This is a genomic window from Microbacterium gilvum (assembly GCF_039543865.1).
Classification (GTDB): domain Bacteria; phylum Actinomycetota; class Actinomycetes; order Actinomycetales; family Microbacteriaceae; genus Microbacterium; species Microbacterium gilvum.
Genome location: NZ_BAABKO010000001.1, coordinates 1,165,408 through 1,181,383 on the forward strand (window position 1 = coordinate 1,165,408; position 15,976 = coordinate 1,181,383).

The 15,976-nt window shown below is 72.0% G+C and carries 11 protein-coding genes; 6 read left to right on the forward strand and 5 right to left on the reverse strand.

Features of this window, described 5'->3' with window-relative positions; all coding sequences use genetic code 11:
- Nucleotides 1-29 precede the first annotated feature (29 nt).
- Nucleotides 30-350: a WhiB family transcriptional regulator gene (locus ABD998_RS05685; protein WP_345436810.1), complete on the reverse strand. Its 321-nt coding sequence runs from the start codon at nt 348-350 to the stop codon at nt 30-32.
- 149 nt (nt 351-499) lie between these two features.
- On the reverse strand, nt 500-1,648 hold the full coding sequence (gene manA, locus ABD998_RS05690) for a mannose-6-phosphate isomerase, class I (RefSeq protein ID WP_345436812.1): 1,149 nt from the start codon (nt 1,646-1,648) through the stop codon (nt 500-502).
- A 51-nt stretch (nt 1,649-1,699) separates the two neighbouring features.
- Between manA and ABD998_RS05695 the strand changes: the two genes are divergently transcribed.
- From ABD998_RS05695 to ABD998_RS05715, 5 genes are read left to right on the forward strand one after another with little or no spacing between them, the layout of a single operon-like run.
- The gene (locus ABD998_RS05695; RefSeq protein WP_345436814.1) at nt 1,700-3,115 is read left to right on the forward strand and encodes an O-antigen ligase family protein; all 1,416 of its coding nucleotides are present in this window, start codon (nt 1,700-1,702) and stop codon (nt 3,113-3,115) included.
- On the forward strand, nt 3,112-4,428 hold the full coding sequence (locus ABD998_RS05700; RefSeq protein ID WP_345436816.1) for an O-antigen ligase family protein: 1,317 nt from the start codon (nt 3,112-3,114) through the stop codon (nt 4,426-4,428). Before ABD998_RS05695 ends, ABD998_RS05700 begins: the two co-directional genes overlap by 4 nt.
- A 56-nt stretch (nt 4,429-4,484) precedes the next feature.
- The gene (locus ABD998_RS05705; RefSeq protein ID WP_345436818.1) at nt 4,485-6,395 is read left to right on the forward strand and encodes a glycosyltransferase; all 1,911 of its coding nucleotides are present in this window, start codon (nt 4,485-4,487) and stop codon (nt 6,393-6,395) included.
- Nucleotides 6,392-7,396 carry a glycosyltransferase family 2 protein gene (locus tag ABD998_RS05710; protein ID WP_345436820.1) on the forward strand — a complete coding sequence of 335 codons (1,005 nt, stop codon included), beginning with the start codon at nt 6,392-6,394 and terminating at the stop codon, nt 7,394-7,396. The genes ABD998_RS05705 and ABD998_RS05710 overlap by 4 nt, the downstream gene beginning before the upstream one ends.
- Nucleotides 7,396-8,745, forward strand: a complete 1,350-nt coding sequence (locus ABD998_RS05715) for a hypothetical protein (protein ID WP_345436822.1) — start codon at nt 7,396-7,398, stop codon at nt 8,743-8,745. Before ABD998_RS05710 ends, ABD998_RS05715 begins: the two co-directional genes overlap by 1 nt.
- Before the next feature lie 6 nt (nt 8,746-8,751).
- Here ABD998_RS05715 and ABD998_RS05720 read toward each other — a convergent pair whose 3' ends face one another.
- Nucleotides 8,752-9,909, reverse strand: a complete 1,158-nt coding sequence (locus tag ABD998_RS05720) for a glycosyltransferase family 2 protein (RefSeq protein WP_345436824.1) — start codon at nt 9,907-9,909, stop codon at nt 8,752-8,754.
- Between the two features lie 216 nt (nt 9,910-10,125).
- Here ABD998_RS05720 and ABD998_RS05725 point away from each other — a divergent pair, with 216 nt between their 5' ends.
- Nucleotides 10,126-11,340 (forward strand): hypothetical protein, encoded by a 1,215-nt coding sequence (locus tag ABD998_RS05725; RefSeq protein WP_345436826.1) that lies wholly within the window; start codon nt 10,126-10,128, stop codon nt 11,338-11,340.
- A gap of 19 nt (nt 11,341-11,359) precedes the next feature.
- Here the strand turns inward: ABD998_RS05725 and ABD998_RS05730 are convergent, their stop codons facing one another.
- Nucleotides 11,360-12,526 (reverse strand): glycosyltransferase family 2 protein, encoded by a 1,167-nt coding sequence (locus ABD998_RS05730; protein ID WP_345436828.1) that lies wholly within the window; start codon nt 12,524-12,526, stop codon nt 11,360-11,362.
- Between the two features lies 1 nt (nt 12,527).
- Nucleotides 12,528-15,941, reverse strand: coding sequence for a glycosyltransferase (locus ABD998_RS05735; RefSeq protein WP_345436830.1), 3,414 nt, complete (start codon nt 15,939-15,941; stop codon nt 12,528-12,530).
- Nucleotides 15,942-15,976 lie beyond the last annotated feature (35 nt).

The window sequence follows — 15,976 nt, forward strand, 5'->3', positions numbered from 1 at the left end:
GACGACGCGCACGGCGCGGCGGCGGATTCTCAGGCGCGGCGCTTGAGCTTGCGGCGCTCGCGCTCGCTGAGCCCGCCCCAGATGCCGAAGCGCTCGTCGTTCTGCAGCGCGTAGTCGAGGCACTGGGCGCGGACGTCGCACGAGGAGCAGATGCGCTTGGCGTCGCGCGTCGACCCGCCCTTCTCGGGGAAGAACGCCTCGGGGTCGGTCTGCGCGCACAGGGCGTCGCTCTGCCATCCGAGGGTGCCCTCGTCGACGTCCTCCGTCGTCCTGACCCCGGGGACTCCGAGGTCTACCGGATCGACGAACCAGTCGTCGGGAACTCCGGATCGGTACTGCGATGCCGCCATCGTCGCTCTCCCACCCCTCGTCGATCCCCCTGCGGGCAACTCGTGCACCTAATTACAACCGTGTGATTCGCTGAGGTCAAGTCGCGGATCGTAAACCCTGAAGGAGTGATCGAAGGTTCACCGGGCGTGTCGGCGTGTCGGTTGCCGGCTCAGGCGGCTCCCCCAGGCTCCGCCGCGAAGACCTCCCCGTCTCCTGTGAACCACAGCTCCTCCGTACCGGGCGTGGCGAACAGCGCCTGACCCGGCTCGAGGACGACGCTCTCGCTCCCGGCCGAGACCGTCACGGCTCCCGCGGTCGCGACCACGACGGCCGCTCCCGTCGGCCGGAGGATCGACTCGTCGCCCTCGCCGACCCGCGCGCGCAGCAGCCGGAAATCGTCGACCGGAACGGGGAAGGACTCGATCCCCCGGCTGCCGTGGTCGATCGCGACGGGGAGCACGACGGGGACGGGACCCGGTGTCGGATCGACGATGGAGAGCAGCTCGGGCACGTCGATGCGCTTGGGGGTGAGTCCTCCGCGGAGCACGTTGTCGCTCGCGGCCATGAGCTCCACCCCGAGCCCCGAGACGTAGGCGTGCAGTTGGCCCGCCCCCAGGAAGAGCCCCTCGCCGCGACGGAGCGGCACGTAGTTCATGAGGAGCGCCACGACGACGCCGGCATCGCCCGGGTAGATGGCCGCGACGCGTCGGGCGTTCGCGAGCTCCGCAGCGAACTCGGTCGACTGTGCCGACTCGAGCGCGGCGATGATCGCGGCGACCGTCTCGGAGCCGCCTCCGCCCAGCAGCCAGCCGAGCGCCCCTCGCACTCCCTCGGCATCGACGAGACGCTCGCGCAGGGGCGCCGTGGCCGGGCCGATCGCGTCGAGCAGGCGGTGCGTCGCATCGAGCTCGCGCAGACCGCAGAGAGCCTCGAAGTGCTCGCTGAGGGCGACGATGATCTCGGGCTTGTGATTGTCGTCGACGTAGTTGCGCGCGGCGCCGTCGGCGAGTCGGCTCTCCCGTGCGAAGCCCTCGCGCGCCTGCTGACGGGTCGGATGGACCTGGATCGACAGCGGGGAGCCTGCGGCGAGCAGCTTCAGCAGATACGGGAGGCGTCCGCCCGGCAGCGAGGCGCCCTGGTCGGCGAGCCATGCGCCGAGCGTGCGGCCGTCCGGCGTCTCCGCGGGGTCGGAGGGATGGTCGCCGAACCAGACCTCCGCTTCCGGCCCTTCGGCGGGGGCTCGTCCCTCGAGGGCGGCGAGCAGTGTCCGGGAGCCCCACGCATAGTCGCGCGGCGCGTTTCGCAGGCGTACGATCACGGCTCCCACCCTAGGGCGTGGCGGCACGGCGTGACGGTAGCCTGGTCCGCGATGACGCAGCTCAGCCGCCATCCGATCGCGGACCCGCCCACCGCGCCGGAGCGCGAGACGACAGGCCACCTGCTGCTGCGCGCCTACGCGACGCTCGTGGTCTTCTCGGCGCTCGCGCACTCGTCCTGGTACAACCTGCTCGGACCGGCGGGGGCGGCGGGCGTGCTCGCGGCGCTGACGCTGTGCACGGCCGCCGTCTGGGTCCCCCGGCTGCGTCCGTCGCGGCGGAAGAGCGCCTACCCGTGGCGCCGCCTCCCCTGGCTCGTGCTCGCGTACGCGGCCCTCGCCCTCGCGTCGCTGCTGTGGTCGCAGTGGCCGGTCACCACGGCTGTCACCTGGGCGCTCCTCGTCGGGACGACGCTGCAGGCGCTCTTCCTCGCCGACGTGCTGACGTGGCGCGAGCTGCTGCGCTGTCTCGAGCTCGCCCTGCGATGGGTCGTCGCGCTGTCGCTCGCGATGGAGCTGTGGGTGGCATGGCGCGGATCGCCGCTGCTCCCGAACTTCTCCGACGCGCCGGCCGATCCCGACCCGCACTGGTACTGGATCCGCGGCAACCTCTTCGACGGCGTGCTCCACGGCGGGCGGCTGCAGGGCGTCGTCGGCAACTCGAACCTGCTCGGCATCCTCTGCCTGCTCGCCGTGATCGTCTTCGGCCTGCGCCTCGCCGAGCGCGCGCCAGGGATCGTCATGCGGGGGGTGTGGACGGCCGCCGCCGTCTGGCTGCTGCTGCGCGCGGGGTCGGCGACCACCTTCGCGGCGGGCGCCGTCGTCGCCGCCGTGCTCGCCGCTGCGCTGCTCGTGCGGCGCGCCGAGGGGCCGGGGGCGCGCACGCGCCTCTACGCGCTGTTCGCGCTCGTCGGGGCGGGGGGCATCGCGGTGGCGGCGCTCCTGCGCGACCGCCTGCTCGACCTCGTCGGCCGCGGCGGCGACCTCACGGGCCGCGCGGATATCTGGCAGGCCGTGCTCGAGCGCGCCGCCACCCGTCCCGTGGCTGGCAACGGCTTCGCATCGCCGTGGCTGCCGTGGGACGCCGCCTTCGCCGGCTGGATCACCGACCACGGGATCACCGTGTTCCACGCGCACGACATGTGGCTCGACGTCCTCCTCCAGCTCGGCGTCGTCGGCGTGGTCGTCGTCGGCGGAGTGTTCGCCGCCCTCGCATGGCGGGCCTGGTTCTTCGCGGTCGACCGCCCCCGCTGGGACCTGCGAGCCGACCGCCCCTACCAGGCGGTGTCTCTCCTGCCGATCCTCGTCACGGCGATGCTGCTCGTGCAGGGGATCACCGAATCGGGGCCGATCATGCTCTGGGGCTGGCTGCTCGTGGTGACGCTGTCGTCCCGCATCAAGACGGCGCCGCTCGTCGACGTGCAGGCCGACGCCTCGTCGGCGCCCGAGCGGCGGACCCGTCGCGGATGACCAACCCCTACTCGCCCGTCCGCCTCGCGCTGCGGATGCTCCGCACGGCCGACATGGCGCGCGCCTACACGATCGCGGCGCTGCTGGCCGTCTTCGGCGCGCACGTCGTGGAGCGCACGGCGGGCGGCGTCGCCCTCGGCACGATCATGACCCTCCTCGTCGCGCTGGGCGCGGCCATCCTGTTCGCCCGCCGACGTGAGCTGAGGGTGCTCTCGATCGCGCCGACGGGACTCGTCGCCTTCGTGCTGTGGGCCCTCGTCTCGACGATCTGGTCGGGCGACGACGACGCCACGCCGAGCGGATGGCTGTCGATGCTCGGCTACGGGTTCGTCGCGGTCGTCATCGCGCACGTGCGCGACACCCTGCAGACCGTGCGCGCGCTCGGCGACGTGCTCCGCGGGCTGCTCGCCGCCTCGCTCGCCGTCGAGATCCTCTCCGGAATCCTCCTCGACATGCCGTTCCCGTTCCTCGGCATCGCCGGCGAGATCGCGAGCGGCGGCCCCGTGCAGGGCCTGTTCGGGACGCGCAACATGCTCGGGTTCGTCGCGGTGGTGGCGCTCGTCACCTTCCTCGTCGAGTGGCGCACGCAGTCGGTCCCGACGCAGACGGCGGTGTTCTCCATCTCGCTCGCCGCCGTGCTCGCGGTGCTCTCCGCCTCGCCCACGGCCGTCGTCCTCGCGCTGTCCGTCACCCTCGCTCTCCTCGCCCTCGCCACCGTGCGCCGCACGCGGCCCGCGCGCCGGCGCGCCGTGCAGTGGACCCTCGCGACGGCGGTCGTGGCGGGGCTCGCGATCGCGTACGCGCTGCGCCACCCGATCCTGCGGTGGCTCGATGCGACGGCCGGGTTCTCGCTGCGCGCCGACCTCTGGAACAGCATCCTCACGTGGGTGTCGAACCGGCCCATCCAGGGGTACGGATGGCGCGGCGACTGGGACGCGGGCGCATACCCCATGAACGTCATCAACTTCTACCTCGGCGAGTCGCACCGCTCCGCGCTCAACGCGTTCTTCGACGTGCTCCTGCAGCTCGGCTGGATCGGGCTCGTCCTGTTCGCGTCCCTGTGCGCGATCGCGTTCGTGCGGTCGTGGCTCGTCGCGAGCGAGCGCCGCTCCACGGTGTACGCCTGGACGCCGGCCGTGCTCGTCGCGCTCCTCGTCGACTCGATGTTCGAGAGCTTCACGCTGCAGGGCATCGGCTGGGTGCTGCTCGTGCTGTGCGCCGTGCGGGCCGGGCAGTCCCGCTCGTGGCGCGAGACGCTCGATCTGGCGGCGAGCGGGGGCGAATCCCAGCAACCGCTGGGACCCGCGCGATAGGCTCGTCGGCGGCCCGGCACCCCGGCGCCGATCCGTCTCGCATCCGGAGCTCCGCCGTGGCACACGTCCTCCAGAGCGTGGTCTTCCCCCTCGACCGCGACCCCGACCTGCTCCCCCTCTACGTCGACCCCGAGGTGTGGTCGACGATCGACGAGAAGCCCGTCCGCGTCTCCGAGGTCGCGCACCTCGCCGACGTGCTCGGCCGCACCCGCGCCCGCATCCCCGCAGGCACGCGCGTGTCGTTCGCGACCTACTTCAACGCCTTCCCCGCGTCGTACTGGCAGCACTGGACGAGCGTGCGGGCCATCCGCCTCGCCGTGCGGACGAGCGGCGACGCCACGATCGTCGTCTACCGCTCCACGGGCGAAGCCGCCCAGCAGCGCATCGACACGCGCGATGCGTCCGGCGAGGCCGAGACGGCGTTCGACATCGCGCTGACGCAGTTCGGCGACGGCGGGTGGATCTGGTTCGACGTCGTCGCCGGCGCCGAGGACGTCGTGCTGGAGGGCGGCGAGTGGACGACCGAGCAGGAGCCCGTCCGCGCCGGCAAGGCCTCGCTCGGGGTGACGACCTACAACAAGCCGGACTACTGCGTGGCCACCCTCGCCGCTCTCGCCGACGCGCCCGAGGTGCTCGAGCTCGTCGACCGCGTCTTCATCGTCGACCAGGGCACGCAGAAGGTGCGCGACGAGGGCGGTTTCGACGCCGTGGCCGCCGCGCTCGGCGAGCAGCTGCAGATCGTCGAGCAGCCGAACCTCGGCGGCTCCGGCGGGTTCGCCCGCGCCATGCTCGAGACGCTGCAGCGGCCCGAGAGCGACTTCGTCCAGCTGCTCGACGACGACGTGCGCATCGAGCCGGAGTCGATCCGGCGCTCCATCACGTTCGGCCGCTACGCGACGAAGCCCGTGCTCGTGGGCGCGCACATGTTCGACCTCCTCAACCGGCCGCGGCTGCACGCCTGGGCGGAGGTCGTCGACGAGGCCCCCTTCATGTGGCGCAACCTCTATCAGGAGGAGATGCCGCACGACTTCCGGCAGGCGAACATCCGGCAGACCCCGCTCCTGCACAAGCGCATGGACGCGGACTACAACGGCTGGTGGATGTGCCTCATCCCGACCGAGGTCATCCGCGAGGTCGGCCTGTCGCTGCCGGCGTTCATCAAGTGGGACGACGCCGAGTTCTGCCTGCGCGCGGGAGAGGCGGGCTATCCGACGGTCTCCCTGCCCGGCGCGGCGCTGTGGCACGTGTCGTGGATCGGCAAGGACGACTCGATCGACTGGCAGGCGTACTTCCACGCCCGCAACCGCATCGTGGCGGGTCTCCTGCACTCGGGGGCGCCGCGCGGCGGCACGCTCATCCGGCACTCGCGTCGCGTCGACCTCAAGCACCTCATGATGATGCAGTACTACCCCGTGGCGCTGCGCAACCGCGCCCTCCGCGACGTGCTGCGCGGGCCGCGGCACCTCGCCGAGAACATCGCCACGGCGATGCCGGAGGCGCGGGCGCTCGCGGCGCGGTTCCCCGAGACCGTCGTCCATCGCGATCCCGACGTCGTCGTGCGCTCGCGGCACGGCCGGCGCGTCTTCCCGCTCCTGCGCCGGCACGAGTTCGACAGCCCGACGGGGTGGCGTCTGGCGCTCTTCACGGCGAAGACGCTCGTCGCGCACTGGCTGCGCGAGCCCGCCCCGGAGAACGTCGCGCAGCCCGAGGTCGAGTTCAGCAAGAGCGACGCGCACTGGTGGCGGGTCCCCTCGCACGACTCCGCGATCGTCAGCGCGGCGGACGGCTCGGGCAAGAACGTCTACACACGCGATCGGCTGCTGTACCGTCGCATGCTGCTCGACTCCGTCCGGCTGCACGCGCGGCTGAGGCGCGAGTGGCCGCGTCTGCAGAAGCAGTACCGCGACGCCCTGCCCGACCTCGTCTCCGAGCAGTCGTGGCGCACGATCTTCGGGAGCCAGGCATGAGCGCATCCGCATCGCCCGTCGAGCAGACCTACGACCCGTCCGCGTTCGATCCCGCGACGGCGACGATCGTCGTCGTCACGTACAACCGGTCGCACCTGCTGTCGAAGCTGCTCGTGTCCATCCGCGACATGGACCCGAAGCCCGGCCACGTCGTGATCGTCGACAACGCGTCGGCGGACGACACCACGGAGGTCGTGGAGTCGTTCCGCTCGTCGATCGGCACCGAGATCGTCTACCGCCGTCTCGACGAGAACACGGGAGGCTCCGGCGGGTTCAGCGCGGGCATGGAGACGGCGTACGAGCTGGGCTCGACGTGGATCTGGCTCATGGACGACGACGTCGAGGTGCTGCCCGACGGCCTCGCGCGCATGGGCGTGTGGGCGCCGCGGTTCCAGAGCATCCAGGGTCGCCGCTACGACTACGACGGCAGCGAGTTCTACTGGCAGTACCGGCTGTCGATCCCGCTGGGGATCCCCATCCCCTTCGCGCCGGCGGGCTTCGACGCGACGGGCTACCGCGAGATGAACTCGGGCTGCTTCGAGGGCATGTTCATCCACCGCGACATCGTGCAGAAGGTCGGCCTGCCCGACCCGCGCTTCTTCATCTACTGGGACGACTCGGTCTACGGATGGCTCGCGTCGCTGCACACGACGAGCGCGATCGTCAACGAGTTCGTGCTGCGCCGCACGCGCGAGATCAAGCAGTGGGACATGGGCGTGCGCCATCTGAACGCCTCCAGCAACGCGTACCGCTACTACATCATGCGCAACCGCGGCATCATGCGGCACTACTTCGCCGCGCACGGCGCCTACCGCCCCGCGCTGTTCGCGCTCGGCACGGCGCTGACGTTCGCGAAGGAGCTCATCCGGCTCATCGCCGTGGAGCGCACCGTGCGCGGCACGAGCAACCTGTTCCGCGGCATGCGCGACGGACGCCGGATCGCGCGCGACCGCTCGTGGCGCACCATGCCGCCGCTGGCGGACGGCCCGAACGGAGAGTGATGGCCGACACGGCGCGGCGAGGACGGCGTGCCGTCGTCGCCGATGCGACGTTCCCGGCTGCCGCCTCGGCCCCCCGTGGTCGGCTGCTCGTGCAGATCGCGGCCGTGCTGGCGGCCGTGGCGTATCTCGTGCTCATCCCCGCTGGACGCGCGCATCTCTTCCGCATCTGGGCGGAGGACGGCAAGGAGTGGTTGAGCGACGCGGCGCTCGACGCGCCGTTCACGCACCTGCTCGACCCCCTCGGCGGGTACTTCCACGTCATCCCGCGCCTCGTCGCGCAGGTGGTCGCCCTCCTCCCTGTCGAATGGTGGGCGGCGGGGATGGCCGCGGGCGCGGCGGTCGTCCGCGCCCTGTGCGCGCTGACGGTGTTCCACGCGGCGCGCGGGCACGTTCCGTCGGCTCCCGCTCGCTTCGCGATCGCGGCCGCGCTCATCGTGCTCCCCGCAGGCAATGACGAGACCATCGGCAACACCGCCAACCTGCACTGGTTCCTCTTCGCGACGCTCGTCTGGGTGCTTCTCGCCCGCTGGGAGACGCGCACGTCGGCGGCCATCGCGACCGCGGGGGCGGCGCTCCTGGCCCTGAGCGTGCCGCTCGCGATCGTGCTCACCCCGCTCGCGATCGTCCGCATCGTCGTCTTGCCGCGCCGGCGCGACCGGGTGCCGGGGATCGCCGTGCTCGCCGCGTCGGCCGTCGTCCTGACGGCGCAGCTCGCGATGACGCGGCCCCGCTCCGAGGTCGACGTTCTGGCGCTCATCGCGTCCGCGCTCGTGCGAGGCCCTCTCGTCACCCTGCTCGGACCGCAGGCGTCGGCCTGGCTCATCGAGCGGACGCCGATCTGGTGCGTGGTGGCGGCGACGGCGGCTGCTGTGGTGCTCGTCGTCTCCCTCGCGGCATTCGCGCTGCGGCGCGGGCGAGTGTCGGAGCGCGTGCTCGTCGCGGGTCTCCTCGCGCTGGCGTGCTTCTGCGGAACGTTCTCGCTCTCGTCGAACTGGCAGGACTTCCTCGCCGTCGACGACGAGCTGCGCACGGCGCGGTACTCGACCCTGCCGGGGCTGCTGCTGAGCGCCGCGCTCGTCGTCTCCCTCGTCGTGCTGCTGCGTCGCCGCCGGGTCGTGGGCGTCGTCGTGGCAGCCGTCGTGGGAGCGCTCGTGCTGACCGGGGCCATCTGGCAGCTCGCGACGCCGCTCGAGAGCCCCGACTCCCCCGCCACGCTCGGCATCACCTGGGAAGAGGGGCTCGATCGCGCCGCCGAGGACTGCGAGCGCATCGGCGACAGCCGCGTGAAGGTCGTCATCATGCCGCACGACGCGTGGACCGCGATCGTGCCGTGCGCGCTCCTCGAGTGAGCGCGATCAGAGCTCGCCGGGTGCCGTGACCTGCTCGTCGATCTCGTGCAGCACGCGCTCCCGCCGCGTGGAGCGGGGTTTCCGGGGCGCGTAGACCACGAGCGCGTGGAAGGCGTAGCGCGCGACGAAGGCGACGACGAGAGTGATGCCCGTCGCGAGCACGCTGCTGATGTGCCAGGTCTCGACGAGCAGTCCCATCATCGGGATGCGCACGAGCGCCTCGGCGTTGTTGAAGGCGAACGACTTCGCGAACCGCGACCAGCGCCCCGAGGCGTCGTCGACGAGCTCGCGGAAGACGAACCGCTCCTGGAGGAGGAAGTTGGCGACGATCGTCACCTCGGCGGCGATGACAGCCGCCCAGATGTAGTGCATGCCGACGGTCGTGAGCGCCCAGACGATGGCGAGGTTCGCCACGGCGCCGAGCGCGCCGATCGCCGCGAAGCCCGACATCTTGCCGAAGCGGAGCGCCGCGAGCTGCGCGAGGAAGTGTGCGCCCTGACGGAGGGAGGCCTTCGATCCGCCCGCCTCGCGCTCGGCGAAGCGGAACGGGATCTCGCCGATGCGCAGCTGCTGCCTTGCGAGGATCTCGAGGAGGATCTTGAATCCGCGCGGCCGCAGCGCCTCGAGGTCGAGCGCGCCGGTGTCCACGAGGAAGAAGCCCGTCATCGGATCGGTGCAGGCGCGCAATCGCAACGGGAACATGGCCTTCGTGAGAGCCGTCGTCGTCCGCGACACGAGCGTGCGCGAGAGGCCGTCGAGGCCGTCGGACGATCCGTCCCCGATGTAGCGGGAGGCGACGACGACGTCGACATCGCCTCGTGCGTGGCGGTCGAGAAGGCGCGGAACGTCCTCGGGCGGGTGCTGCAGATCGCCGTCCATGACGACGCAGACCCGGGCCCTGGCCGCACGCAGGCCCGCGATCACGGCTCCGCTCAGCCCGCCCAGGGGCTCCGCGCGGTGGATCATGCGCACGTCGATGGAGCCGGTGGCGGCCGCCACGCGCTCGATCTCGGCCGGCGTCTCATCCGTCGAGTCGTCGGCGAAGACGATCTCGGCGCGCCTTCCCGCCAGCGCCGTCGAGAGGCGATCGACGAGCGGGGCGACGTTGGGCCCCTCGTTGAAGGTCGGGACGATGATCGTCACCTCGGGAGTGGCGGTCTGCACGTGCTCTCGTCCTGGTCTCTCGCTCGCGGGAGTCGCACCTCCGGCACGACCACGCTCGATCGTACCCGAGCGGAATGTGGCGCGCCTGCGAGCGCGTCGTTGCGAGGCGGATGGCGACGGGTCCGATATACCCGTTCCAGGGGATCCGGACAGCCCGGAGGCATCCCCGCTCCCGTGGGAGACCTCATGCGAGGCAGGTTCTTTCTGGGCGGCGTCGTGGCCGCTCTGACCGCCGCCCTCCTGCTGCCCGGCACCGCCGCGCAGGCGAAGGGCCCCGAGATCGGCGGTGCGGGCAGCACCTACTACCTCAACGACAACTGGACGGGAGCGGCCAACATCTCGTTCTCGTACGGACGCCCCGACGACCGCGTCTACGTCGGAGACTGGAACGCCGACGGACGCGACACCCTCGCCGTCCGCCGCGGCGCCACCTACTACCTCACCAACGCCCTCCGCGGCGGCGCCGCCGAGACCGTCTTCACCTACGGCCGCCCCACCGACCAGGTCCTCGTCGGCGACTGGAACGGCGACGGACGCGACACCCTCGCCGTCCGCCGCGGCAACACCTTCTACTTCACCGACACCCTCCGCGGCGGCACCGCCGACACCACCGTCGCCTACGGCCGACGCGACGACCAGGTCTACACCGGCGACTGGAACGGCGACGGCATCGACACCCCCGTCGTCCGCCGCGGCAGCACCTACTACGTCACCGACACCTTCGACGGCGGCGCTGCCGACCGCACCCTCACCTACGGCCGACCCACCGACCACACCCTCATCGGCGACTGGAACGCCGACACCCGAGACACCCTCGGCGTCCGCCGCCCACCCGCCGTCAAGAACCCCACCCAGCAATGGGCCGATCAGCGGTTCGGCTCGTTCACACCGCTCTCTGTGAGCGGAACGGGCGACAGCGTCGTGAAGCTCCCCTCGGGCGCTCGGTCCGGTCTGCTCACCGCGCAGCACGACGGGCAGTCGTACTTCGTGCTCGAGACGCTCGACGCCGCGGGAGAGGTCGCCGACCAGCCCCTGTACGTCAAGGGCGGCTACGAGGGCACCGTCCCCTTCGGCGCGTTCCCGGAATACGACGACGGCAACCGCCTGCACATCATCGCCGATGGCGCCTGGACCGTCACGATCGCCCCGATGTCGACGGCTCCGGGCCTCCCGCGGGCGGTCGAAGCCACCATCGGCAGCCGGGTGTTCCTGTACGGCGGGGCGAGTGCGACCCTGGACGTCCGGTTCTCCGGGCTGTACGAGGACGATCTGTTCATCGTGTACCAGGAGGCGCAGAACGGCGATGTGCCGAGTGCGTACGTGTATCAGGAGGCCTGGGACTACAACGGTCGGACCCCTCTGGCACCGGGTCCGTCGATCGTCTACGTGTTGGCGGACCCCGACGGCAACTGGGAGCTCACGGTCGATTGACGGCGGCTGCTCGACGGCGTCAGCGCCCGAGCAGCCGTCCCAGCCTGCGCTTCACTCCGCGCAGCACGCGTCCGCCGAGGCGACGGGCGCGCGCCTCGGGGTTGCGGGCGAGGCGGTCGCGCTCGGCGACGGCGGCGTCCCGCTCGGCCTCCGCGCGCCGACGGCCTGCGGCCTCGCCGCGGTACATGTCGCGCCACGCCGTACTGGCCGAGATGTGCTCGATCTCGAGCGGGATGACGAGCGCGGCGACCTCGTCGGCGTGCGCCCGCTCCTGCGCGCTGTACCCCTCCCAGGCGCCCTCGACGAGGGGCGCGAGCCGCTCGGGGCGCAGAGCCGCGCCGTCGGCGAGCAGGCCCTGCAGCGACGCGAGCACGCGCTCGTCCTTCGTGAACCCCGCTCCCGGGTCCTCGCCCGGGTGGCGCACCAGATAGAGCGGCTCGAGCACGCCGGCCTTCCAGAAGCGGTAGTCGCGCATGCCGTGGTGGCGCGGGCTGGGGTTCAGCGCGGGGTTCGCGTCGTAGCTCCGGCCCGTGTTGACGATCTTCGTCGAGTACTGCGCGTACGTGCGCCAGGGATAGTGCAGCACCTCGATGGCGTACTCGTCGTCGGGTGCGCCGAGGCTCGGGATGTCGACGCCGTGATTGCCCTGCTGCACCGTGACGCCCGCCTTGCCCACGTGCACGGCGTCGGCTGAGGGATGCGCGTGCAGCGCGACCGTCTCCATGAGCGTCGACTCCTCGCGCTCGTCGCGCCACAGCAGCCGTGCGATCGCGGCGCCCTCGCGCGCGGGGATGCCCGTCATGTTCACGACGGGCGCGTGGAACGACCCGATGCCGGTCGGGATGCCGCGCAGCGCATCACGCAGCGTGAATCCCGGGGTCTTCGCGACGAAGAACTCGTCGGCGTCGGCGTTGAGCACCCACGTCGCGCCGTGCTCGGTCGCCGCGCGCGAGGCCATGCCCGAGACGACCGCGGTCTGGTTCTTGTCGTGCTTGAGGTAGTCGTGCACCTCGACCCGCCCGGTCTCGGCGTAGTCGGCGAGGATCTCGCGGGTGCCGTCGACGGAGCCGTTGTCGGTCGCGATGATGAGGTCCACGCCCTGGGCCAGGTGGTGCTCGATCATGGCCGCGATGATGTCGGCCTCGTCGCGGACCATGAGCGTCATGACGATGGTCGGTTCGCGCATGTCAGCCTCTCTCCTTGCGGACGGCAAGGGCGTCGTCGAGCAGTGTGCGGGCACGGGCGTCGAAGGAGTGCTCGGCCGCCGCGCGGGCGGCCAGCGCGCCGAGCTCCTCCGTGCTCGGCCACGCGTCGGACGCGGGGTCGAGGAGGCGCCGCAGGTCGGCCGGACCGCGGTACTCCTGCACCTGCGCCCCGAAGACCTCGGCCATCCCCGGGACGACGTCGCTGACGATGCGCGCGCCGGAGGCGGCGGCGTCGAACAGGCGGTTCGAGAAGAACCCGTTCTCCGCCATATCGCTCCAGTGGTCGTTCAGCACGACCTGCGCGGCGCCGTACACGGCGGGCACGTCGTCGTTGTGGATTCCGGCGCCCTTCACGAAGCGCGGGTCGATGAACTGCTCCCAGCCGTCATCGCCGTACACCTCCGGCTCGAAGCCGGCCGCGATCGTGTCGAGCACGATGGGCCGGGCGACGCCGCGCGTGCGGCCGACGAACAGGACGCCGTCGCGCTCGGGCGCCGCGACGCCCGGGTGGAACTTGCGGGTGTCGGTCGCCTGCAGCAGGGTGCGCACGTCGACACCCCAGTGCTCGCTCGTGTGCTCCGCCCACGGCCGACCCGCGGCGTAGATCCGCTGGAAGCCGCTCTCGAGCTCGTACCGCGTGACGAGATCGGGATGGCTGATGATCCACAGCAGGTTGATCGCCCCCGGCTGGGGCAGGTACTGCTCCAGGCCGCGAAGCGTGAGCGTGACGTCGTCCCACGCGGTGGAGGAGGGCCTGTCGTGCGCCGTGCGGCGATCGACCACGGCCTCCTGCCCGAGCGCGCGCAGCGCCTCGGCGAGGGAGTCGGCGAAGTACGTGTCGCCCCACGAGTCGCCCGAGATGTCCCCCGTGGCGGACGTCTTGATGGCCCACCGCAGGCGCGGCGCGCTCTCCGACACGACGGCCGTCTCGCGCCGGGTGTAGATGATCGCGGGCTCCCACAGCGGGCTGCCCGTCGGGACGTTCCAGCGGATGTCCTCGATCTGGACGGGGCCGCGCGCGAGCACGCCCCGGTCGTCCAGCTCGCCGACGAGCTCGTGGCGCCAGCGCCGCGCGAAGCGCCGGCGGTTGTCGAAGTGATGCAGGTGCCGCCCAGGCGTGCGGCTCTCGTAGTGAACGACGCGGGAGGTCGTGCGCACGCGCAGCGCGCCCCGTGCACGCAGCTTCATGCACAGGTCGACGTCCTCCATGCCGTTGACGTAGTGGGCGTCGAACCCGCGTGTCGCGCGGAGATCGTCGTAGCGCACCGCGAAGCAGGCGCCGGTCAGCGCCGAGAAGGCGTAGTCGTCGATGGACGGATCGACGTCGAGGGGATGCACGTCGGCGAGCAGGTGCCGCGGCATGGACATCCCGCCGAGGAAGATCGTGCCGGCCGTCTGCACGGTGCGGTCGCCGTACAGCAGCAGCGGCTGCACCGCGGCGTTGCCCTCGTCCGAGAGGGCCTCCGCGAGCGGCTCGAGCCATCCGGGCTGGACGGCGGTGTCGTTGTTGAGGAAGACGGTCAGGCGCCGCGCGGCGTCGGACGCGGCGATGTCCGAGCCCAGTGCGAAATCGGTGTTGCGCGGCATCCGGCGGACGTTCACGCGATCGGTCGCGGCGAAGGCGCCGGCCAGGATCGTCGTCACGGGGCGCCGCGAGCCGTTGTCGACGATGTGCACGACGGCGTCGTCGGGAGTCGTCGCGAGCGCCTGCCGCACGGCCGTCAGCGTCATGCGCCAGTCCTCGTACGTCGGGATCGCGATGGCGACCCCGTCGACCGGTTCCGCGTCGAAGGGCGCGAGGAACCCGCTGCGCGCGGCGTTCGCGCCCGCGCGCGCGTCGAGGGCGTCGACGTCGGCCGCGGCGATGCGGCGGATGAGCGGCTCCTCGATGACGGCGCACGACGCCCCGCTCGCGGCGAGCGCGATGAGCTCGCGCCAGGCGACCCCGAGGTCGAGCGATGCATCCGGGAGCACGGCGCGCGTGCCGGATCCCGCGAACACGACGCCCATCCCGTCGCCCGCCGTCACCCAGAGCGCATCGTCGGTGCGCAGCCACGGCTGCGGCACGGTCTCCGACACGACGGCGGCCGCGGGCGCGGCGGGGTGCGCCGCGAGAGCGCCGACGGCGCTCGCGAGGAAGTCGTCCTCCCACTTGTGCTCCGGCGTCCAGATCGCCCAGCCGTCCGGCTCGATCTCGGTCACGAAGCGGCGGGCGATGGCGCCGAACGTCTCGTCGACAGACATCCGCGCGACGCCGTCGAGCGAGGGCGTCGCGTCGATGAGCTGCTCGGTCTCCGGCAGACGGGCGATGTCGTCCTGCTCGACGATGACGACCCGCAGGCCCGCGATGCGCTGACGGAACACCCCGCGCAGCGCGTCGACGGACGCCGCGGAGCGGAGATGCCGTTCGTCGACGAACACGAGGCACGTTCCCGCGCCCTGCCCCGTCGCGCGCCCCGCCCTGGTGTGGCGAGGCAGGACCGGGCCTGTGGCCCACCGCGAGGCCTCGTGCACGTGGTACTCCGCGACGCGCTCGCGCACGAGGGCCTCCGCGTCCGACCGCGAGACGGGCTCGACGCCCTCCGACGCGGGCGTCGCCGCGTCGGGGGCGGCATGCGAGAGGAAGTGCGCGAGCAGCGAGTCGGGCGCCGCGCCGCCGAGGCCCTCGGCGTAGCGGTGGCCCCAGAAGTGCGGCGACGCCTGTCCCTTCTCCCCGCGCTCGACGAAGTCGAGGAACAGGTTGACGGGCCGGCCGCGGCGCACGAGCGAGCGCTCGTAGACGTGGTACCACTCGGACTCGAAGAACGGGTTCGGCAGACGCCCGTCCAGCTCGCCGTTGGCGACGTAGTCGTCGAGCGCGGCGTGCGGCGTGATCGGGCGGGCTCCGCCCACCTGCGCCGCGTAGAAGGGCAGGTCGATGAGACCGTGCGCGAGGATGCGCCCCGTGGCCGGCACGAGCTCCGCGCAGCGCTGGAGGTACGCCAGCCAGGACATGGACGCCGGGCCGACGCGCACCTGGATGCTCTCGGGCGCGCGGCGGACGAGTCGCGTCAGCTCGACGACGCCGAGCTCGTTGCCCTGCGGGGCGTAGCGGCTGACCTTGAACGGGAACGGCGCGTGCGCATTGAGCGCGACGCCCGCGAGCGCGTTGCGGAGCACGACGGCGACGGCGAGGTTGAAGCGCACGCCCGGGGCCTCGATGAACGGGTTGGGGACGACGCCCAGGCGCCATCCCTCCCGGAAGTAGTGCCGCGCTGCGGCGTCGTCGTCGTCGAAAGCGCGCCCCACGGCCATCCCGTAGTGCTCGGCGACGACGAGGTTGGCCCCGGCGGCGGTCGGCGTGTACGGCACCGTCAGGCGCTGCAGGACCGGCTTGACCCTCGGACTGTCGGTCACCCGGCGGACGATGCCCTTCACGCGACTGCTCATAC

Coding starts and splice junctions, on each gene's coding strand:
- ABD998_RS05685 (WP_345436810.1), bottom strand. CDS start 350: ATGGCGGCATCGCAGTACCGATCCGGAGTTCCCGACGACTGGTTCGTC.
- ABD998_RS05695 (WP_345436814.1), top strand. CDS start 1,700: ATGACGCAGCTCAGCCGCCATCCGATCGCGGACCCGCCCACCGCGCCG.
- ABD998_RS05700 (WP_345436816.1), top strand. CDS start 3,112: ATGACCAACCCCTACTCGCCCGTCCGCCTCGCGCTGCGGATGCTCCGC.
- ABD998_RS05710 (WP_345436820.1), top strand. CDS start 6,392: ATGAGCGCATCCGCATCGCCCGTCGAGCAGACCTACGACCCGTCCGCG.
- ABD998_RS05715 (WP_345436822.1), top strand. CDS start 7,396: ATGGCCGACACGGCGCGGCGAGGACGGCGTGCCGTCGTCGCCGATGCG.
- ABD998_RS05730 (WP_345436828.1), bottom strand. CDS start 12,526: ATGCGCGAACCGACCATCGTCATGACGCTCATGGTCCGCGACGAGGCC.